The organism is Rickettsia sibirica 246, from assembly GCF_000166935.1.
Taxonomy (GTDB): domain Bacteria; phylum Pseudomonadota; class Alphaproteobacteria; order Rickettsiales; family Rickettsiaceae; genus Rickettsia; species Rickettsia rickettsii.
In genome coordinates, this window is the sequence record NZ_AABW01000001.1 from 303,941 (window position 1) to 323,270 (window position 19,330).

The following is a 19,330-nucleotide window of genomic DNA, read 5'->3' on the forward strand; positions in this document are numbered from 1 at the left end:
ATATAAAATAAAAAAGTTTTATTCATCACCTATTTTTAAAGCTGCAATAAACGCAGATTGCGGAATTTCGATATTACCGTACTGTCTCATTCTCTTTTTACCTGCTTTTTGTTTCTCAAGTAATTTACGTTTACGACTTATATCACCGCCGTAACATTTAGATAAAACATCTTTACGTAGGGCTTTAATAGTCTCACGAGCGATAATACGACTACCTATACTTGCTTGAATTGCTATATCAATCTGCTGTCTCGGTATTAAATCCTTTAACCTTACACATAATGCCCTCCCCCTTTGCTCTGCACGTGAGCGGTGTACGATTGTGGATAGTGCATCAACCACCTCTGCGTTAACCAAAATCCCAAGCTTAACAAGTTCGGAAGGTTCATAAACATCCATTTGCCATTCAAAACTTGCATAACCTTTAGAACAGCTTTTTAAACGATCGTAGAAATCGTAAACTATCTCATTTAGCGGTAATTTATAAATTATTTTAGCCCTATTTGCTATATAGCTATGATCAAGCTGCATCCCTCTCTTTTCCGTACAAAGCGATAGTACCGCACCTAAAAACTCATCAGGTACCATTATAGTTGCCTTAATCCAAGGCTCTTCCATTGATTCGATTTTTTGTAAATCAGGCAAATCTGCTGGGCTATGTATCTCTAAGTTCTCACCGTCCCGCATATGAATTTTATACACCACGCTTGGAGCGGTAGTGATTAAATCTAAATCGAATTCCCTACTTAAACGTTCTTGGATTATCTCTAAATGTAACAGCCCTAAAAAGCCGCATCTAAAACCTACTCCGAGTGCCGAAGAGCTTTCCATTTCATACTCAAAACTAGCATCATTAAGGCGTAATTTAGCCAGTGAATCCTTTAGATGCTCAAATTCCGAGCTATCCGTTGGATAAAGACCACAAAACACTACGGGTAAGTTTGGTTTAAAACCCGGTAGAGCTTGCTCACAAGGCTTTTTTTCATCAGTGATAGTATCCCCAACTTTACAATCCGCTACTTGCTTTATAGCCGCAGTAAAGAAGCCGATTTCGCCTGCATGCAGAACATCCGCAATATGTTTTTTCGGAGTAAAATAGCCAACATTCTCAACGGTATAAACTGAGTTAGTAGCCATCATTTTAATACGCATATTCTTACGTAAGTAGCCATCAATAACACGTACTAAAATAACCACGCCAAGATATGGGTCATACCAACTATCAACAAGCAAAGCTTTCAAAATATCAGAACTACTTTCTTTTGGCGGAGGTAATTTATTTACTATAGCCTCTAAAACTAAATCAATCCCTATACCGCTTTTAGCAGAGATTAGCACAGCCTCACTTGTATCGATTCCGATTATATCCTCTATTTGCTGCTTAACCTGTTCAGGTTCTGACGCCGGTAGGTCAAGCTTGTTAAGCACCAGTACAATCTCATGATCATTCTCGATTGCTTGGTAAACATTGGCAAGCGTTTGTGCTTCTACTCCTTGCGTACTATCAACTACCAATAACGAGCCTTCACAAGCAGCAAGTGACCTACTAACTTCATAAGCAAAATCGACATGCCCGGGAGTGTCCATTAGATTCAAATAGTAGGTGTTACCGTCTTTAGCTTTATATACAAGCCGCACGGTTTGTGCCTTAATAGTTATACCTCTCTCTTTTTCAATATCCATCGAATCTAGCACTTGCTGGCTCATTTCCCTAGCCTGCAAGCCGCCGCAATGTTCAATTAACCTATCGGCTAACGTAGATTTACCGTGATCAATATGGGCGATTATTGAGAAGTTCCTTATATATTTTTGATGATTCATAATTATTGTGATATAATTTGCATTTGTTTATTGTCTGTTATCCCGCGATCAAGTCGCAGAATGACACTAAACCACGATAATATATAACAAAATCGAAATTTATAACAGGAAAAAATAATGCGAGCTGAAATAGAAAATTATGTAAAAAAAATTGAGCAGTCTTTAGAACTACTTTGGAGGTCACTTTGACGTTGAAGCATCAACTGAAAGACTGAACGCGTTAGAAGAGTTAACAGCCGATCCTAGTTTATGGAATGATCAGGCTAATGCTCAAAAATTACTGCGAGAAAAAAGTAATCTAGAAGAAAAACTAAACGCTTTTAATAAACTCAAATCCAATTTAAAAGATGCTTTAGAACTTGAAGAAATGGCTGAAGCCGAAAACGATTTAGAAACACTTTCACAAATTGAACAGGACTTAAAAAATTTAAGCATCATTGCTGCCAAATTTGAAACGGAATGTTTGTTTTCAGGTGAAGCAGACGGTAATAATTGCTTTTTAGAGATTAATGCTGGAGCCGGGGGAACTGAAAGCCATGACTGGGCGTCTATTATGATGCGTATGTATTTGCGTTTTGCCGAAAGACTCGGCTTTAAAACCGAAATAATCAATATGATTAACGGCGAAGAGGCAGGCATTAAATCATGCACGATTAGGATAATAGGAAAGCGTGCTTACGGCTGGTTTAAGACCGAAACTGGCGTTCACAGATTAGTGCGTATTTCTCCGTTTAATGCAGCCGGTAAAAGAATGACTAGCTTTGCAAGTAGCTGGGTATATCCCGAAATTGATGATAATATAGCAATTACTATTGAGGATAAAGATTTAAGAATCGATACTTTTAGAGCATCGGGAGCCGGCGGGCAGCACGTTAATACTACCGATTCAGCTGTACGTATCACTCATATACCGACCGGTACGGTAACACAATGCCAAAGCGATAGATCGCAGCATAAAAATAAAGCTCAAGCTATGAAAATGCTTCAAGCCAAACTCTATGAGCTTGAAATGCAAAAACGTACCGATAGCGTTAACGAGCAGAATGCCGCTAAAACCGATAATAGCTGGGGACATCAAATTAGATCATATGTTTTGCAACCTTATCACATGGTAAAAGATTTACGTACTGATTATGAAACTTCCGATACTAAAGGAGTGCTTGACGGTGACCTTGAAGAATTTGTTTCCGCAAACCTTGCTATGAATGTGGGTGGTAAGAAGTAGTGAAAATCAATGAGCAATACTTTAAGTAATGAATCATATACTAATTTAATTAGAAATTTAAAACAAGAAATTAGCAAAGCTCGTATTAGAGCCCATTTAGCAGCAAATAAAGAATTGATAGTTCTTTATTAGCATATAGGAAAATTAATTTTAGAACGTCAGAATAAAGAAAAATGGGGATCAAAAGTGATTCAAAATATTTCTGATGATTTGCGTAAAGAATTTCCTAAAATGAAAGGATTATCATATAAAAACCTTTCTTATATGCGTCAGTTTTTTGCAGAATATAATAATGACCAAATTCTCCAACAGGCGGTTGGAGAAATCCCATGGAGTCATAATATTATTATTTTTTCAAAACTAAAAAATATAAATCAAAGAATTTGGTATGCACAACAAACCATCGAAAATGGTTGGTCAAGAAATGTATTATCTTTGCAAATTAAAAGTAATTTACATGAAAGGTCAGCGAAAAAGGTATAAATAACTTTTCCAATACTTTTACCTGAGCTACAGTCCGATTTAGCCAGGTCGATTATAAAAGAACCGTATAACTTAGAATTTTTAGATATTCAAGGTAAAATAATAGAACGAGATTTAGAAAATAAATTGATAGATAATATTAAAAACTTTTTATTAGAGTTAGGACAAGGTTGTGCATTTGTTGGCAATCAGTATCATATAGAACTTGAGGGAGAAGATTATTATTTGGATTTAGTTTTTTATCACATAAAACTCAAATGCTATGTATGTTGTTATTGAATTAAAAACCGGCAAGTTTAAGCCGGAATATGCCGGTAAACTAAATTTTTATCTTAATTTAATGGAGCGCACAATTAAAGATAATTCGGACAATCCTACAATTGGATTAATTTTGTGCGAAGAAAAACAAGGTATTACTGTAGAATACGCTATAGAAGGCATCCAAAAACCAATAGGAGTATCACAATTTAAGCTTACAGCAACATTACCTAAAAAGCTTGAAAAATTCCTGCCTACCCCTCAAGATCTAGCAAAGCTAAAAAGCGAATAAATTACTAAAAGTTACTTTTCTTGATACTATGGTCAATCCTTGGTATAACCTCTTCATATTTCAACCTTATTATTTTTATCGCAACATGAAAAACTAGAAAAACTTTACTACTGCTATTTCTATATTTATTATAGCTATAGCCTCGGTTCTAGGATTTCAGAGTTATCAAAAATTTACTCAAGATAAACATTTTGAACAGGTAATAACCGTAAATAATCTAGAGTTTGATCCTGCTAATGAAAAAATCCGCAAGACATGCTTATATCAAAATACCTATCAATTCCGATACTCAAAATATAGAGACTGCAGATAAAGAGGACGGATATAATAGGATGAGGCTTGGCATAGATAGAGATTGCAAGAGAAGTAGCAAATAAAAAACTTGATAAGCAAATATCTAGCCTAACATATGAAGAATTGCAAAAATACGGACCGATGATTTTGTTTAACGGCGGAGCGTATGATAATAAATTACTACAAGAAGCGCTTGATAAAAATATTATTACCGATTATCCAAAAGAAAATTTTTATATTTTTACGCTGCCGGAATACCAAACCAATACCGGCGCGGACAATTTAACACTCTATATAAAGAGCATGAAAACGGTAATATTGCCTTAAGTAATGCCGAAATTGCTATTGTTACTCATGCTTATCATTTTCCGCGTGTTAATCGATATTTTGATAACAAACCGAATTTTGACTTCTTCTTTATTCATAACACTAAACCTATAATTTTCTTAGTCGATCGAAAATTTGAAACCATAGGAGTAGATAATGAACTAAAGCATGAGCTAATAAAACTACCTAACTATATATAGAGAAAGGTTTTGTTTCAGAAAAATTAGCAATGCTTGATTAATCAATGACTATCTCTCTTGCTTCTTGTTCTTTAATCTCAATACGAGGTAGAATAATAGTAAGTATTCCATTCTTAAGGCTTGAAGAGATATTTGCCTGATCTACATCTTCATATAATGATATTACATAATTAAAATTTTTATTCATATAATTATCTGAATAATCAGCTTTATTTTTTTCTTCTATATTCCCTGTAATAAATAATTTATTACCGTTTACTTTAACCTTAATTTGACTTTTATCAAAGCCAGGTACTTCCATAACAATAATATACTGCTTATCTTTAGTAATAAAATTGCTTTTTATGCTATTAGATTCATAAAGCGGCAATCTATTTTTAAATAAATTATCAATATTTGTAATTTGATTATCTATTAAATCTGCTACCTGACGCAGTGGCGTTGCATTACCGGCATCATAATTCTTATTAGCTATTGCAATATTACTAGATAAAATCATAGCTGCTATAGACGGAATATATAATCTTACGCTCTTTAACATAAAACCACCATTATTTTGTTAGTTATATACTTAAATATATAAAATTATCTATTTAAAATTCAAGTCTTATATTTCCATAATTTGCTGAAAGTACGCTGCCCAAAATAAAAACTAATAATCTCCGCAAAAATAGTTTGATCTTCTATGCTCCATAATATATCTAGATATTCAACTAGCAGAGCAGAACTTTTTAATGATTTATATTGAACATATTTAACTCCTCCATACATTGCAAAAAAGCTATAGGCAAGCACGGGTCTTACCGAGCCATTTAAAGCATCAACCCAACTAACACCTGATTTATAAGTGGAGTAAAGAGAGACTATTACTCCGCCATTTCTTGTGATATGGTAAGCTCTGTAAAAGTTTTAGACTGATTAAGTTGTTGTTATTAGCAATTTGACGGTCTAAAATATTTATCTCGTGTTTTTTGTCGTTAATATCTTTATATATTTTCAAAATTTCAGGAATTATTGAACTCATAAATCCTGTTATCGCCACAAGTAAAGTAATCATAAATACCTATCTATATAAATTTTAGGATAAGTATAGCAAAGATAAGTCATTATACTAAGAAAGAGGCAAAAAGGGGCAGCATGGACTGATTATTTATGTCATTTCTGCGAGAGCAGGAATCCGTACTGGATTCCTGCTTTCGCAGAAATGACATTGAACATGTTTAATGATCCATGCAACAACGCCAATAATAGGAAAACTGCTCCACTCAACAATTACTTTAAATTAGACCAAATGCGGTTTTTTGCAATATAGAAAAAGATAGTAAATACCGCTAAAAACATCATAACTTTAAGACCCATAGATTTACGATGTTCCATTTCCGGCTCAGCTGCCCATTGTAGAAATACCACAATGTCTTGCGACATCTGCTCTACACTTGCGTTAGTACCGTCCATATAGGTTACCTGCCCGTCTGTAAGCGGCGGCGGCATTGCTATTTGCTCGCCAGGGAAATAGGGATTATAATGAGTTCCCTGCATCAACTTAAAATCTGCCGGCGGTTCGGTATAGCCGGTAAGTAGAGAATATATATAATTAGCTCCGTCATGACGTGCTTTTATTATCAACGATAAATCAGGAGGATGGGCACCGTTATTAGCTGCTCTTGCTGCTTGCTCATTAGGGTAAGGAGGTATAAAACGATCAGAGGGAAGAGCGGGGCGGTCAAACATCTCACCATCATCATTAGGTCCGTCTTGTATCGTATAGCCTTTGGCAATCTCTTTTATCTCGTCATCCGAAAAGCCGATATCTTTAAGATTACGGTAATATAAATTGTTTAAACCGTGGCAGACACTACAAACTTCTTTATAGACCTGAAAACCTCTTTGTGCTGCTTCACGATTAACTGTACCAAATACGCCGTCAAACGACCATTTCATCTTTTTTGGATGTAATACTTCTTCGTTGGCTAAACTTAAGCACGAAGTTAGTAGTATGATGATAGAGATAAGTAGTTTAGTTTTCATAAATTTTTTTGAGTCGTCATTGCAAGGAAAAATTGAAAATGTTGACGAAGCAATCTCAGGAGTTTATATATTATTTTATAAGATTGTTGTGTTGAGATTTTGTCTTTCCTTCCAATTTATTCTATTAATTTAATTTTTTTGTTTCTTAAACCGGCTTTAATTTGTTTTTCTCTATTTATTGCTGAATTCATAGTTGATGAATCTCATAAAATAGCAATTTTTACTAAACTCCTTAATTGTATCATTTTTGTGTTGATATATTCTTTTTATTAAATTAAAAGTAACACCAGTATAGAGTACACCATGTTTCTTATTAGTTACTATAATATACTATTGGTTACTTCATAAATTTGTATAATACAAAAAACGTCATTGCAAGCAGCCATAGGCTGCACGGCAATCTCATGAAATAATAACAAACTCCTGAGATTGCTTCGTCAATTGCTATGCAATTTCCTCGCAATGACATCTCTTCGCAATGACTTAACTCTTACAACTCCTCCGGCAATGGCAGCGGTTTTTCATATTTACCTATCAGCGGCAGAGCTACTAAGACATGCAAAAAGTAATAACAAGCAGCAAAACGGCTAATGGTAATATACGGCTCTTCTGCCGGCTGCCCACCTAAATAACCAAGCAATAAACAATCTGCCATAAATATCCAAAAAGCCATTCGGTATATCGGTCTATAATTGCTACTTCTAACTTTTGAAGTATCAAGCCAAGGTAGTAAAAATAACACAAATATACTTCCGAACATTAATAGCACCCCACCGAGCTTAGACGGCATGGCTCTAAGTATTGCATAAAACGGCAGAAAATACCATTCAGGGACAATGTGGGCAGGCGTAACTAACGGATTTGCTGGAATGTAATTATCAGGATGTCCTAAATAATTAGGTTCGTAAAAAATAAAATAGGCAAATATTATGAAATAAACTCCGAAACCGACAAAATCCTTTACGGTATAATAAGGGTGGAACGGAATAGTATCTTTAGGGCTTTTAACATCTATACCTTTTGGGTTATTTGAACCATGCTGATGCAAGGCCACTAAATGCAGCATCACTAAAGCAACAATAATAAACGGCAATAAATAATGCAGTGAGAAGAACCTATTTAATGTCGGGTTATCAACAGAAAAACCACCCCATAACCACGTAACTATGAATTCCCCTATTAACGGAATAGCGGAAAATAAATTAGTAATAACCGTTGCTCCCCAGTAGCTCATCTGCCCCCAAGGAAGCACGTAACCCATGAACGCAGTAGCCATCATGGTTAGAAAAATGATTATACCGATATGCCAAAGCAGTTCTCTAGGTGCTTTATAAGAGCCGTAATACAAACCTCTTGCTATGTGTAAGTATACGGCGGCAAAAAACATCGATGCACCTACCGCATGAGTATAACGCAGTAACCAACCGTAATTCACATTACGCATGATTCGCTCAACACTATCGAAAGCATGATCAACATGCGGAGTATAGTGCATAGCAAGTATGACGCCGGTGATTATCTGAATCACTAACGCAATACCGGCAATAGAGCCTAAATTCCACAAATAGCTAAGATTTTTCGGAGTTTGATAATGACTAAAATGCTTTAGGAATGCAAAAATAGGAAGACGATAATCTATCCATTCTATAATAACATTAGGCTTTTTAGGGATAATATCTTCATTCATAAATAATTACCCGATTCTAATTTTTTTGTCGCTAATAAAAGTGTAAGGCGGCACAGCTAAATTTAAAGGAGCAGGACCTCTTCTAACTCTACCTGAAGAATCATATTGTGAACCATGGCACGGACAGAACCATCCATCATATTCACCTTGATTAGCAAGCGGTACACAACCTAAATGCGTGCAGATCCCGATCGTCACCAGCCAATTATCATGCCCTGCTTTCACACGTGCTTCATCTGCTTCAGGATCAATCAGCTCTGACATTTTAACGGCTCTTGCTTCAGCTATTTTGTCAGGCGTACGGTTAGTGATAAAAACCGGTTTACCTTGCCATTTAACCGTAACTGTTTGACCTACCGCAATATTTGATAAATCAACCTCAATTGATGATAAAGCTAGCACGTCCGCAGAAGGGTTCAAAGAATCAACGAGAGGCCAAAGAGTACATGCTGCCCCAATTGCTGCAACACTACTAGCCGTTAGAACCATAAAATCACGACGTGTTGTTTGTTTGTTTTTATTATCTTCAGTATCCGACATATAATATTAAAGTGACATAAATTAACGATTATTATTACTACCGCTTGGGGTATTATTAAGATTATTTGGATTTTCTAGTGCTTCATAAGGATTTATTATAGGACGTTCAGCGTCTGCAGCACTATCTGCTTGTTTTGGCGTAAGTTTATTGATTTCATCTTCTAACACTTTTGCTCCTGTCCCTTCTTCATGCTTATATTCGCCAGGATCACTTAAGCAATTCCAAAAACTAACTAAATGATTCCAATTAGGACCGAGTTTTGTAGTACAATTTTGAGCAACTGCTTTAGTTGTATCTAATATCTCGACTGTAGTTTCAGTAAAATAATCTATAAACCCAATTTTTTTTAAGCCCAATACTGTATAATATAAAGTAATTAAGGAAGCAACTGCTATAATTAAATACCATTTAGTGATAATAGACCACAGAAAAAATCCCATAGGATTTGCTGCCATTAACCTTCGTAAAGCCTGCCACATATATTTTGCTCAAAAAATTTATTAATAATATTCATCTTATTTTATATCACTACATTAGTAAAAATAAAGCAAAATCACGTAATATTATAAATATTTTTAATTAAACAGGAACTCAAGAAGAATGAAATCGGTAAAAATACTAAATTAATTCCTATCATAATAAAAATTAATTGTAAGTTATTATCTTGTAATATTAAACCTGTCATTATAATATTCGGAATTAATAACGGCATGATAAACGTACCGACAAAGTTAGCATTCTTCTTAAAATAACATTGCACGCTACCGGATAACACTACTAAACTACTTGATAACACTAATATCATCCATACACTAATAAAGAAAAATATTATCTCAAGCAAAGTTTTATCAAACAAGACATAAATAATGGGTAAAACAAAAACCAGCCCTATCGTACTACTGACAAATATAGCAAAAAATTTAGCCAATATAATTTTTTCATGACTAACAATTGATAATAATAACTCTAAGCTTCCGTCTTCCAAATCAGATTTAAATATAACCGAAGAAAAACCGATTAATGAAATTAATAAACAAATGACCGAAAAAATTAAACCGAATTTGTTAATATCCCTTTCACTGTTAATTAAAACAGTACTAATTATGCAAAATAAAAAAAATATAACTAGATATTTAATTATATTATTAATGCGATTCTGCACTATCAATTCACGCTTAATTAGTACAAATAGACTATTCATAATTATTAAATACGTTGTAAATTAAGTACATAATAGCTGCAACAGTTAAACCTATACCAATTTCAACAATAACTATCGCAATATGCTGAGCAAGTAGCTTATCATTGATAAAATTTGTTAGTGCATAATAATTTAAATAATTATCGTTAAAAAAGAGTGATATTGTTCCTACAATTGCATATATTGCTACACCTAAAACCGCAATACAAACTAGCACGTTAGGAGGAAAATATCGGCTTAATTTTCGATTACCGTAAACTAAATCATAAGCAATAAGGCTAGATGCAAATATAACACCTGCTTGAAACCCACCACCCGGCGAAGACTCACCGTTAAGCTGAATATATATACTATATAAAATTATATAAGGTATTATAAAACTAGTAATATATTTTATTATTGGATTTGTCATCCCGTGGCTTGACCACGGGATCTTGTATCGCCTGCTGTGTCCTGAGATACCGAGATCAAGTCGCGGTATGGCATCATCAGACTTTCTTGAAAATATCAACAGCACGGCAATTCCTGCAATTAAAATTACGCTAGTTTCACCTAAAGTATCATATCCACGATAACTTGCAAGAATAGCTGCAACAAAAGAAGGTATACCTATATCTCTAGAGGTATTTTCGATATAATATTTACTTGAATGCATATGAATAGGAGCATTATCATCACCGTAATTCGGTAATTCTAGCCCCATATAAGCAAGCGTTACTACAAACAATAAACATATTAAACTTGCTGGAATAATATTAGTTCTCTCAATATTCTTTAAATCCAAAGGTAATTTACGCAACAAATTCAAATATACGCATGTTGATAAGCAAGCTCCAAGTGCTGCCTCGGTCATTGCAACATCAGGAGCATCCATAATAAGATAGGATACACCAATTAATAAGCTAAATACAGAAGCAGCAATCACTGCATTTAGTAAATCTTTAGCAAAAATTATTTTTATCGAGATTAAGATCAATAAAAAAGCAATTAAGTTAAGTAGGTAATTGCCGAGATCAAAATTTAAAGCTGTCTTTACTGTCATATGGTTATTAAAATTTAACGTCATTGCGAGGAGAAACGTAATTTCGACGTGGCAATCTTATCAAGCATCCTGAGATTGCTTCGTCAATTACTTCGTAATTTTCCTCGCAATGACGGTACTATCAGCTCTAATTTTCATAAATAAAGATGCTTTACCAAGTGCATGAGTTGCTACCGGATTTAGTATAAAAATCAATAAAGCCGCTAAAATTAATTTAACAGAGTTCACAATATCTGCTTCAATGCACGCAAAACCTATTAAGCAAATAGGCACGCCGAAACTCTCAATAACACTTGCTGCATGTAATTTAGTATAAAAATCAGGAAATCTAAAAAAACCGATTATTCCTGAAAATATAGCAAATAATCCAATAATTACTAATAAAATTCCTATATAGTATAGTGTCATTGTGTTTATCCTTTTTTCATCATTGCGAGGAAATTATGAAATAATTGACGAAGCAATCTCATGCACAAGTCCTGAGATTGCCTCACGAACTAAAGTGCACTTGCAATGACGTTTTTACTCACCTTGAGCCAAGCTATAACCTGCAACCCCGTCAAATTCAAACAGATTCTCTACTTTGATAAAATCGATATTTGCTGTGCTTAAAGCTTCAAGCAATCTTGTTATATCTAAATGCTTTATTTCTGTGCCGTCTTTATTCATAAAACGACAACACCAATGATCGGAAACAGTTTCAAACCTTGTATCACGAGGCCACAGCTTTAATCCTTTTGACGAGATTGTTTTTAACTCAAAATTACCAAGATCAAGTTTATTAATTTTATCTGCTATATCATGAGCGGCAGATACATTCATATTCACAAATATATCCGTACCAACCAATTTCTTAACTTCTTTAGTATCAATTTTATAATCTATATTGCTTTCTTGCTTCTCAGCAATTAAGGGATAATCTGCTTTAGGTAGCTTTGTCGGTAACTGTCCTAATCTTTTCGTTACTTCTGCGGCAAATTCTTTTGTACCGACTTTTTTACTAGAACTCTGCTCGTTATATATATCGGCTGTATGAACGCCATCCTCTATAGTTTTTTTCCAAGCATTTTCGATTAATGTAGCGATATCACCCTGCCCTATATGTACTAGCATCATTATTGCAGCATTTAAAAGCCCTGAAGGATTTGCGATATCTTTACCGGCAATATCGGGAGCACTTCCATGTACCGCTTCAAACATCGCATAATGCTGCCCAATATTTGCAGAACCTGCAAGACCTACCGAGCCTGAAATTTCAGCAGCTAGGTCAGATATGATATCACCGTATAAATTAGAAGTTACGATAACGTCAAATATTTCCGGTTTGGTAGCAAGCCTTGCCGTCCCAATATCGATAATATAATGCGCATTATTAATTTGCGGGTATTCTTTTGCAATCTCATTAAATACTTTATGCAAAATCCCATCGGAAAATTTCATAATATTATCTTTGCTTAAACACATGACTTTTTTACGGTTATTTTTTACTGCATATTCAAAAGCATATCTAATAATCTTCTCACATCCTGTATGACTTATCAACTTCATTGACTCATACATATTATGCGTTTGACGGTATTCTATACCTGCGTATAAATCTTCCTCATTCTCACGTATAATAGTTAGGTTCAAATTTGGATGTAATGTTCTAGTAAAAGGATGAAACGAAACGGCAGGACGAATATTAGCAAAAAGCTGTAATGTTTTACGAATCGTGACATTTAAACTTTTATATCCTCCACCTTGCGGAGTAGTAATCGGGGCTTTAAGTATAATACCGGTGCGTTGTATTGATTCCCAGCTTTCCTCGCTTATGCCTGAAGTATAATGCTTCTTGTAAAGCTTTTCACCTACTTCAATGGTTTCTAAACGAATACGAGCCTCGGCTTTACGTAATATATAAAGCACTGCCTCCATTATTTCAGGACCTATACCGTCCCCGTATGCAATTGTAATCGGTGTAAATTCTGCCATATTAAATACTCTCTTGTTTATATCATTCCCGCGTAGGCGGGAATCCAGTAAAATCTATAAAAACTAGTTTTTATAGATTTATTTTATCAAATATGTAACTTCTGTATCAATATTGAAGTTATTTTTCTGGATTACCACCTACGCGGGAATGACACACAAAAATCCATAAAACACTATCAATAGTTTATCGTTACTTCTTTTAATCTCTCATTCAACATAAAAGTCACTTCGGAAGTTATATTCAAATTATTTTTGGCATATAAGACTTGAGCACTTGGAATTACCAAATTAAGGTTATATTTCTCGGCAAGTTCACTAATTATTGTAATAGTTGTTTCATGGACTCTACTCATAGCCTCAGCGTGGGCTTGTTCAAGCTTTGTTTTCTTAATCTGAATTTCTTTTCTAACGTGGCTAACTTTTGCATTAAATTCGTTTACTTTATGCTCAAATTCAGTTTCACTTAAATGAGAACGCTCATTTAGCAGCTTCTCTTCCAGCGGTTTAAATTCTGCTTCTTTTGCAGCAATATTCTCTTGAATTTTATGATTAAGCTTTTCGATTTTATTACGCAAATCTTTTATAGCGATCGAACCTTCCAATATAGATTGCACATCAGCAACAGCTACTCTAACTTTAAAATTATCTTCTTTAATTGGCACATTTTGTGCCTCCGTAATCGTTGAGAAATTTATTATGAATATGCATAAACATAATATTCGGTATATCATCCTTTGATCCTTTTAGGTTAAACGGTATCGGCTAGAATTGTCATCCCGTGGCTTGTCCACGGGATCTTGTATCACAGGCAGTATCCTGAAATTCCGCGATCAAGTCGCGGGATGACATTCAAGATGACTGGATTCCCGCCTACGTGGGAATGACACTGGAGCAACACCCTTATTAATCTAAGAATAAATAATATCAAGCAATTTGTCTATAATTAAAAACTTAACCTTTACCTAACATTGGCACATTCCCACCTCCCCATGGTATATATTCGCCATCCGAATAATAATCACTAGAAATAGGTTCAAACGAAATAGCTTTTATTGCTTCAGGACTTAAATAGGTACTCTCTCCATCACTAAGCAAAGGTTCAGTAGCCGGTTCTTCTAGCTCAACATAAATTTCATGCTGTTCATTTCATTAAATTCATATAAAAAAAAGCTTCATGAATATGCTCTGTTCCTTTGTTCTTAACCAAAACTACTGTAATACCATAATCTTTTGCAGCATTGACAGTTATTTCGGTATTATTAATTATTTCTCTTATATATTCTTTTTTAGTACAATTTTGTATTTCTTCAAAATTATTAGAAGGTAAAGCTGATTTTATATAAATTTTTGCTGCATCTTCCTTTCCTAGTAACCTTGCTAATGCATATTTTACAGCATGAGGATAGTCATTAAATGATGCTATAACTATTGATAATATAATATTCTTAAAAAGGCGTGCTATTTGCTCTTCATTTTCCAACCTAAATTTTCATTATCTAGGAATTTCTCCATCACCTCTATAGAAAATTTTTGCTCAAGCCTAACTTTTTCTTGCTCTCGTTCTTCATAGGAGCTAAAAAAGCGATGTTGTATATTACGTGCTATTAAACCTCCTAACCTCTCTCCGATATAATTATGCGAATGTCCAACTAAAGTATTGTCACAATCAAATATAAATAAAACTGTATTATCGTTCATTAATTTCTCTTATTTTAAAGTTTAAAAATTCTTAGTAATTTTTATTCTACAGTTAAATCAATTTCTTTTTCAAGAACTTATATTCCAATTTTTGGTATTTTAGTGTATAATACGAAAAACTATTGTAAACTTGTGAGAATTTTTAAAGATGACATCTATTCGTAATATAGCAATTATTGCCCACGTTGATCATGGAAAAACTACGCTTGTTGATCACATGCTTAAACAAAGCGGAACATTTAGAGCTAACCAAGCAGTTGCTGAGCGTGCTATGGACTCTAACGATCTTGAGCGTGAGCGTGGAATCACGATACTTGCCAAATGCACTGCTCTTATGTGGAACGATATCCGTATCAATATAGTTGATACGCCAGGACACGCCGATTTTGGCGGTGAAGTAGAACGCATCCTTAGCATGGTTGACGGTGTAGTGCTACTTGTCGATGCATCGGAAGGACCAATGCCGCAAACAAAATTCGTGCTTTCTAAAGCGTTAAATCTCGGCTTAAAACCTATTGTCGTTATTAATAAAATCGATAGAGATGACCAAAGAATTAAAGAAGTTATCGATGAAGTATTTGAGCTATTTGTGGCACTTGAAGCAAACAACGATCAGCTTGACTTCCCTATAGTTTATGCATCAGGTAGAGCAGGTAGAGCATCTTTAACCTTTGATGATAAAATTAATCCTTTAGACAATTTAGCAGATGATTTAGCACCGCTTTTCGACCTTATAGTACAGCATGTACCAAAACCCTTAGCCGATGACAAAGCACCGTTTTCTATGCTTGTTACTACTAGAGAATATAACTCTTTCTTCGGTAGGGTTTTAACAGGTCGTGTACAAAGCGGCACTGTCAAAATTAACCAAAACGTAAAAGTATTAAATCGTGAGAATAAAGTACTTGAAACCGGACGTATCACTAAAATATTAGCCTTTAGAGGCTTAGAGCGAATCGCTATAAATGATGCTACAGCCGGCGATATTATTGCCGTAGCAGGCGTTGAAAACGCCAACGTTGCCGATACTATCTGCTCCCCTGAAGTAACCGAGGCCGTACCGTCTCTACCTATCGATCCGCCGACTTTATCCATGACTTTTAGCGTCAATGACTCACCGCTTGCAGGAAGCGAAGGGACAAAAGTTACGTCGAGCTTAATTGGAGCTAGGTTAATGCGTGAGCTTGAAAGTAACGTTGCCTTAAAAGTTACTGAAGCTGCCGAGAAAAATGCTTTCCAAGTTGCAGGGCGTGGTGAGTTACAACTTGGTATCTTAATTGAAACTATGCGTCGTGAAGGATTTGAGCTATCTATTAGCAGACCCGAAGTATTATTCCAAACTGATGAGAAAGGTAATAAGCAAGAACCGATGGAAGAAATCCAAGTTGACGTTGATGATGATTATGTTGGAGTAGTCGTAAAATCTTTAGCACTGAGAAAAGCCGAAATGACTGATATGAGGCCGTCAGGCGGCGGTAAAAGCCGTGTTACGTTTATCGGACCGTCTAGAGGGTTAATCGGCTATCACAGCCAGTTTTTAACCGAAACACGAGGCACAGGGATTATGAATCGTATTTTCCATGGATATGCTGATTATAAAGGAAATATCGAGGGAAGACGTAACGGTGTGCTTATCTCTAACGGTGACGGGGCAGCAGTCGCATATGCTCTATGGAATCTAGAAGAAAGGGGAAAAATGTTTATAAACCCTAGTGACAAAGTATATAGAGGCATGATTATCGGCGAACATAATCGTGATAATGATTTAGAGGTAAACCCACTAAAAGCGAAACAACTGAGCAACGTTAGAGCAACAGGTAAAGACGAAGCCATAAGGCTAACCCCGCCAATGCTTTTAACGTTAGAGCAGGCAATCAGCTATATACAAGATGATGAGCGAGTTGAAGTCACACCGAAATCTATTCGTTTACGTAAAGCTCTACTTGACCCTAACGACCGCAAAAGAGCTGCAAAGTAGATATGCCTAAAAAAGTTGACATCGTCATTGCGAGGAAGTTACGAAGTAATTGACGAAGCAATCTCTGGAATCTTGCTTTATGAGGTTGCCACGCTCCTTTCAGTTGCTCGCAATGACGAAAAAACTAAGCTAATACATTAAATACTATAATAACAAACCTTTTTAACGGCTTCTATTACATCGCTCTCACTCGGCAGAGCTAGTGTTTCTAAATTAACAGCATAAGGAAGGGGAAGATCTTTGCCGCTTACAATCTCTATCGGAGCATCTAAATAATCAAATGCTTCTTTCATAACAATAGAAGCTATACTTGCACCAACACCTGCAAAAAACCACCCTTCTTCCACTACAACTAAACGATTAGTTTTTTTCACTGATTCTATTATTGTCTCAGTATCAAGCGGTTTAATAGTGCGAAGATCAATAACCTCACAATCAATATTATCATTCTGCACAACATTTACAGCATCTAAGGCAAGTTTTACTTGAATCGAGAAAGTTACTATAGTGACACTACTACCCTCTCTTAAAATTTTTGCCTGACCAAAGGGTATAGGCTCGATTGTTTTCGGCACGTCAAAACTATGACCGTATAAAATTTCATTTTCTAAAAAAACAACGGGATTATCGTCCCTAATAGCTGTAAGCATAAGTCCTTTATGATCTTCTGCACTATAAGGAGCTACTACTTTTAATCCCGGAATGTGGGAATAGCAAGCTGTATAATTTTGGCTATGTTGTGCAGCTACTCTACTTGCTGCTCCGTTTGGTCCTCTAAATACTATCGGACATTTGACCTGCCCGCCTGACATGTAATGCGTTTTTGCAGCTGAATTAACTATGTGATCGAATGCTTGCATAGCAAAGTTAAAGGTCATAAACTCTACGATCGGTCGAAGTCCTGCAAAAGCTGCTCCGACTGCAAGCCCTGCAAAACCATATTCCGTTATCGGTGTATCAATTACCCTCTTAGGACCAAATTGCTCTAGTAATCCTTGAGTTACCTTATAAGCTCCTTGATATTCTGCCACTTCCTCGCCTATGACGAAAACCTTGTCGTCTCTTATCATCTCTTCTTGCATGGCATCACGCAATGCTTCACGTACCGTTATTTGCATTTTTCTTTTTTATTTGATTAAATTAAACGTTATTGCAAGGAGGCTTGCCTATGTGAACGTCATTGCGAGCAGCCGTAGGCTGCGTGACAATCTCATGAAATAATAACAAATTCCTGAGATTGCTTCGTCAAAACTTACAGTTTTTCCTCGCAATAACGCCTTAACAGTACACCTGTGTATACAACTCCCCTTCATCAGGTAGCGGTGAATTTTCTGAGAATTCTACTGCTTCTTTCACAATTTCTTTTACCGACTGTTCTATTGCTTTTAAATCCGCTTCGGTTACATATTTATTGTCGAGTATCGTTTTTCTTATTATTACCAACGGATCACGCTCTTTATATTGCTCAACTTCTTCTTTACTACGATATTTTGCCGGGTCGGACATCGAATGCCCACGATAACGATAAGTTTTTACCTCTAATATCAGAGGAAAGCTATTTTCTCTAACATACTCGGCTGCTTGCTTAGAGCCGTCATACATTTCTTCAAAATCCATACCGTCTAGCTGAAATCCTTTAATCCCAAACGATGCCCCTTTCTTATATAAATCACGCATAAAGGTAGAACGTGCTACAGACGTCCCCATCGAATATTCGTTATTTTCAATAATATAAACTACCGGCAAACCCCATAAAGCAGCCATATTAAAAGCTTCATATACCTGACCTTGATTAACGGCACCGTCACCTAAAAAAGTAAAACAGATATTATGCGTATCGTTATATTTTTCAGCAAACGCAAGCCCTGTGCCTATCGGTACTTGAGCCCCTACTATACCGTGTCCACCGTAAAATTTGTTTGGTACATTAAATAAATGCATCGAGCCACCCTTACCTTTCGAGCAACCTGTAGCACGCCCCATAAGCTCGGCAAGAACATACTTAGGCTCAGTGCCTGCTAAAATAATATGAGCATGGTCACGATAACTAGTAATAGTGCTATCACCTTTTTGTTTAACCATATCTACCGCAGAAATTACTGCTTCTTGCCCTATATATAAATGACAAAAACCACCGATTTCTCCCATTCCGTATAACTGACCGCATTTTTCTTCAAAACGACGCAGTAGGAGCATATCTTTAAAGCTTTTTATATATTCTTCCTTTGTCGGCTTATATTTTCCTAACTTAATATCCACTAATTACTCCTTAAGACTATTG

24 protein-coding genes and 2 pseudogenes are annotated in these 19,330 nt (G+C 35.4%); 8 read left to right on the plus strand and 18 right to left on the minus strand.

All coding sequences use genetic code 11. The features are described from left to right. Positions 1–18: 18 nt before the first annotated feature. On the minus strand, positions 19–1,821 hold the full coding sequence (gene lepA / locus RSIB_RS04185; protein ID WP_004996241.1) for a translation elongation factor 4: 1,803 nt from the start codon (positions 1,819–1,821) through the stop codon (positions 19–21). Between the two features lie 117 nt (positions 1,822–1,938). On the opposite strand from lepA, the gene prfB reads away from it, so the two are divergent. From prfB to RSIB_RS04165, 7 genes and pseudogenes are all read left to right on the plus strand, one after another. After that, positions 1,939–3,046 (plus strand): peptide chain release factor 2 gene (gene prfB / locus RSIB_RS04180; RefSeq protein WP_100217516.1). Its coding sequence is split into 2 segments (ribosomal slippage): positions 1,939–2,007 and positions 2,009–3,046, totalling 1,107 coding nucleotides; the frame shifts between segments, so codons are not numbered across the junction. A 9-nt stretch (positions 3,047–3,055) separates the two neighbouring features. Continuing rightward, on the plus strand, positions 3,056–3,178 hold the full coding sequence (locus tag RSIB_RS09335) for a YhcG family protein (protein WP_004996246.1): 123 nt from the start codon (positions 3,056–3,058) through the stop codon (positions 3,176–3,178). 54 nt (positions 3,179–3,232) lie between these two features. Next, positions 3,233–3,529 (plus strand): DUF1016 N-terminal domain-containing protein, encoded by a 297-nt coding sequence (locus RSIB_RS04175; RefSeq protein ID WP_004996248.1) that lies wholly within the window; start codon positions 3,233–3,235, stop codon positions 3,527–3,529. A gap of 102 nt (positions 3,530–3,631) precedes the next feature. Then, a pseudogene (locus RSIB_RS10390) lies at positions 3,632–3,727 on the plus strand (PDDEXK nuclease domain-containing protein); the annotation flags it as partial. A 27-nt stretch (positions 3,728–3,754) separates the two neighbouring features. Further along, positions 3,755–4,079: pseudogene (locus tag RSIB_RS10170) on the plus strand (PDDEXK nuclease domain-containing protein). 236 nt (positions 4,080–4,315) lie between these two features. Then, entirely contained in the window at positions 4,316–4,456 is a 141-nt protein-coding gene (locus RSIB_RS09075) for a hypothetical protein (RefSeq protein ID WP_016728123.1), read from the plus strand. Positions 4,457–4,514: 58 nt separating this feature from the next. Then, positions 4,515–4,700 (plus strand): hypothetical protein, encoded by a 186-nt coding sequence (locus RSIB_RS04165; RefSeq protein ID WP_004996253.1) that lies wholly within the window; start codon positions 4,515–4,517, stop codon positions 4,698–4,700. Positions 4,701–4,937: 237 nt separating this feature from the next. Here the strand turns inward: RSIB_RS04165 and RSIB_RS04160 are convergent, their stop codons facing one another. The 15 genes from RSIB_RS04160 to RSIB_RS04105 all read right to left on the minus strand — a co-directional run bounded on the left by RSIB_RS04160 (position 4,938) and on the right by RSIB_RS04105 (position 15,071). Next, positions 4,938–5,441, minus strand: a complete 504-nt coding sequence (locus tag RSIB_RS04160; RefSeq protein WP_004996254.1) for an Hsp20/alpha crystallin family protein — start codon at positions 5,439–5,441, stop codon at positions 4,938–4,940. 59 nt (positions 5,442–5,500) lie between these two features. Continuing rightward, the gene (locus RSIB_RS08965) at positions 5,501–5,695 is read right to left on the minus strand and encodes a hypothetical protein (RefSeq protein ID WP_010977017.1); all 195 of its coding nucleotides are present in this window, start codon (positions 5,693–5,695) and stop codon (positions 5,501–5,503) included. Between the two features lie 477 nt (positions 5,696–6,172). Beyond that, positions 6,173–6,928 (minus strand): cytochrome c1, encoded by a 756-nt coding sequence (locus RSIB_RS04155; protein WP_004996255.1) that lies wholly within the window; start codon positions 6,926–6,928, stop codon positions 6,173–6,175. Between the two features lie 171 nt (positions 6,929–7,099). Continuing rightward, the gene (locus tag RSIB_RS10395; RefSeq protein ID WP_337459658.1) at positions 7,100–7,255 is read right to left on the minus strand and encodes a GIY-YIG nuclease family protein; all 156 of its coding nucleotides are present in this window, start codon (positions 7,253–7,255) and stop codon (positions 7,100–7,102) included. A gap of 163 nt (positions 7,256–7,418) precedes the next feature. Next, positions 7,419–8,615 (minus strand): cytochrome b, encoded by a 1,197-nt coding sequence (locus RSIB_RS04150; protein ID WP_004996257.1) that lies wholly within the window; start codon positions 8,613–8,615, stop codon positions 7,419–7,421. A gap of 6 nt (positions 8,616–8,621) precedes the next feature. Next, entirely contained in the window at positions 8,622–9,155 is a 534-nt protein-coding gene (gene petA / locus RSIB_RS04145; protein ID WP_004996261.1) for a ubiquinol-cytochrome c reductase iron-sulfur subunit, read from the minus strand. A gap of 21 nt (positions 9,156–9,176) precedes the next feature. Beyond that, complete coding sequence (locus tag RSIB_RS04140; RefSeq protein ID WP_004996263.1) at positions 9,177–9,635, minus strand: DUF2670 domain-containing protein; 459 nt, start codon at positions 9,633–9,635, stop codon at positions 9,177–9,179. A 74-nt stretch (positions 9,636–9,709) separates the two neighbouring features. Next, the gene (locus RSIB_RS04135; protein ID WP_004996266.1) at positions 9,710–10,357 is read right to left on the minus strand and encodes a heme exporter protein CcmB; all 648 of its coding nucleotides are present in this window, start codon (positions 10,355–10,357) and stop codon (positions 9,710–9,712) included. Continuing rightward, the gene (locus tag RSIB_RS04130) at positions 10,350–11,423 is read right to left on the minus strand and encodes a DUF4040 domain-containing protein (protein ID WP_004996268.1); all 1,074 of its coding nucleotides are present in this window, start codon (positions 11,421–11,423) and stop codon (positions 10,350–10,352) included. Before RSIB_RS04130 ends, RSIB_RS04135 begins: the two co-directional genes overlap by 8 nt. Positions 11,424–11,486: 63 nt before the next feature. Beyond that, on the minus strand, positions 11,487–11,807 hold the full coding sequence (locus RSIB_RS04125) for a Na+/H+ antiporter subunit G (protein ID WP_004996272.1): 321 nt from the start codon (positions 11,805–11,807) through the stop codon (positions 11,487–11,489). Positions 11,808–11,921: 114 nt separating this feature from the next. Next, positions 11,922–13,373, minus strand: coding sequence for an NADP-dependent isocitrate dehydrogenase (locus RSIB_RS04120; RefSeq protein WP_004996275.1), 1,452 nt, complete (start codon positions 13,371–13,373; stop codon positions 11,922–11,924). Between the two features lie 176 nt (positions 13,374–13,549). Then, on the minus strand, positions 13,550–14,104 hold the full coding sequence (locus tag RSIB_RS04115; protein WP_010977007.1) for an OmpH family outer membrane protein: 555 nt from the start codon (positions 14,102–14,104) through the stop codon (positions 13,550–13,552). A 220-nt stretch (positions 14,105–14,324) separates the two neighbouring features. Then, positions 14,325–14,468 carry a hypothetical protein gene (locus RSIB_RS09080; RefSeq protein ID WP_014410497.1) on the minus strand — a complete coding sequence of 48 codons (144 nt, stop codon included), beginning with the start codon at positions 14,466–14,468 and terminating at the stop codon, positions 14,325–14,327. A 46-nt stretch (positions 14,469–14,514) separates the two neighbouring features. Then, positions 14,515–14,853: a hypothetical protein gene (locus RSIB_RS04110; RefSeq protein WP_004996279.1), complete on the minus strand. Its 339-nt coding sequence runs from the start codon at positions 14,851–14,853 to the stop codon at positions 14,515–14,517. Further along, positions 14,832–15,071, minus strand: coding sequence for a hypothetical protein (locus RSIB_RS04105; protein ID WP_004996281.1), 240 nt, complete (start codon positions 15,069–15,071; stop codon positions 14,832–14,834). The genes RSIB_RS04110 and RSIB_RS04105 overlap by 22 nt, the downstream gene beginning before the upstream one ends. 148 nt (positions 15,072–15,219) lie before the next feature. On the opposite strand from RSIB_RS04105, the gene typA reads away from it, so the two are divergent. Beyond that, complete coding sequence (gene typA, locus RSIB_RS04100; protein WP_004996283.1) at positions 15,220–17,049, plus strand: translational GTPase TypA; 1,830 nt, start codon at positions 15,220–15,222, stop codon at positions 17,047–17,049. Positions 17,050–17,186: 137 nt separating this feature from the next. Here the strand turns inward: typA and RSIB_RS04095 are convergent, their stop codons facing one another. After that, entirely contained in the window at positions 17,187–18,167 is a 981-nt protein-coding gene (locus RSIB_RS04095) for a pyruvate dehydrogenase complex E1 component subunit beta (RefSeq protein WP_004996285.1), read from the minus strand. A 160-nt stretch (positions 18,168–18,327) separates the two neighbouring features. Beyond that, positions 18,328–19,308 (minus strand): pyruvate dehydrogenase (acetyl-transferring) E1 component subunit alpha, encoded by a 981-nt coding sequence (pdhA, locus tag RSIB_RS04090; protein WP_004996289.1) that lies wholly within the window; start codon positions 19,306–19,308, stop codon positions 18,328–18,330. Positions 19,309–19,330: the final 22 nt, after the last annotated feature.

Excerpts from the sequence above, each read along its gene's own strand:
- RSIB_RS04140 (WP_004996263.1), bottom strand. The coding sequence starts at position 9,635 with ATGTGGCAGGCTTTACGAAGGTTAATGGCAGCAAATCCTATGGGATTT.
- RSIB_RS09075 (WP_016728123.1), top strand. The coding sequence starts at position 4,316 with ATGAAAAAATCCGCAAGACATGCTTATATCAAAATACCTATCAATTCC.
- RSIB_RS09335 (WP_004996246.1), top strand. The coding sequence starts at position 3,056 with ATGAGCAATACTTTAAGTAATGAATCATATACTAATTTAATTAGAAAT.
- RSIB_RS04120 (WP_004996275.1), bottom strand. The coding sequence starts at position 13,373 with ATGGCAGAATTTACACCGATTACAATTGCATACGGGGACGGTATAGGT.
- RSIB_RS04135 (WP_004996266.1), bottom strand. The coding sequence starts at position 10,357 with ATGAATAGTCTATTTGTACTAATTAAGCGTGAATTGATAGTGCAGAAT.
- RSIB_RS04155 (WP_004996255.1), bottom strand. The coding sequence starts at position 6,928 with ATGAAAACTAAACTACTTATCTCTATCATCATACTACTAACTTCGTGC.
- petA (WP_004996261.1), bottom strand. The coding sequence starts at position 9,155 with ATGTCGGATACTGAAGATAATAAAAACAAACAAACAACACGTCGTGAT.
- RSIB_RS04125 (WP_004996272.1), bottom strand. The coding sequence starts at position 11,807 with ATGACACTATACTATATAGGAATTTTATTAGTAATTATTGGATTATTT.
- RSIB_RS04160 (WP_004996254.1), bottom strand. The coding sequence starts at position 5,441 with ATGTTAAAGAGCGTAAGATTATATATTCCGTCTATAGCAGCTATGATT.
- lepA (WP_004996241.1), bottom strand. The coding sequence starts at position 1,821 with ATGAATCATCAAAAATATATAAGGAACTTCTCAATAATCGCCCATATT.
- RSIB_RS04115 (WP_010977007.1), bottom strand. The coding sequence starts at position 14,104 with ATGATATACCGAATATTATGTTTATGCATATTCATAATAAATTTCTCA.
- RSIB_RS04165 (WP_004996253.1), top strand. The coding sequence starts at position 4,515 with ATGATTTTGTTTAACGGCGGAGCGTATGATAATAAATTACTACAAGAA.
- RSIB_RS04150 (WP_004996257.1), bottom strand. The coding sequence starts at position 8,615 with ATGAATGAAGATATTATCCCTAAAAAGCCTAATGTTATTATAGAATGG.
- RSIB_RS04095 (WP_004996285.1), bottom strand. The coding sequence starts at position 18,167 with ATGCAAATAACGGTACGTGAAGCATTGCGTGATGCCATGCAAGAAGAG.
- RSIB_RS04105 (WP_004996281.1), bottom strand. The coding sequence starts at position 15,071 with ATGAACGATAATACAGTTTTATTTATATTTGATTGTGACAATACTTTA.
- RSIB_RS04130 (WP_004996268.1), bottom strand. The coding sequence starts at position 11,423 with ATGACGTTAAATTTTAATAACCATATGACAGTAAAGACAGCTTTAAAT.
- typA (WP_004996283.1), top strand. The coding sequence starts at position 15,220 with ATGACATCTATTCGTAATATAGCAATTATTGCCCACGTTGATCATGGA.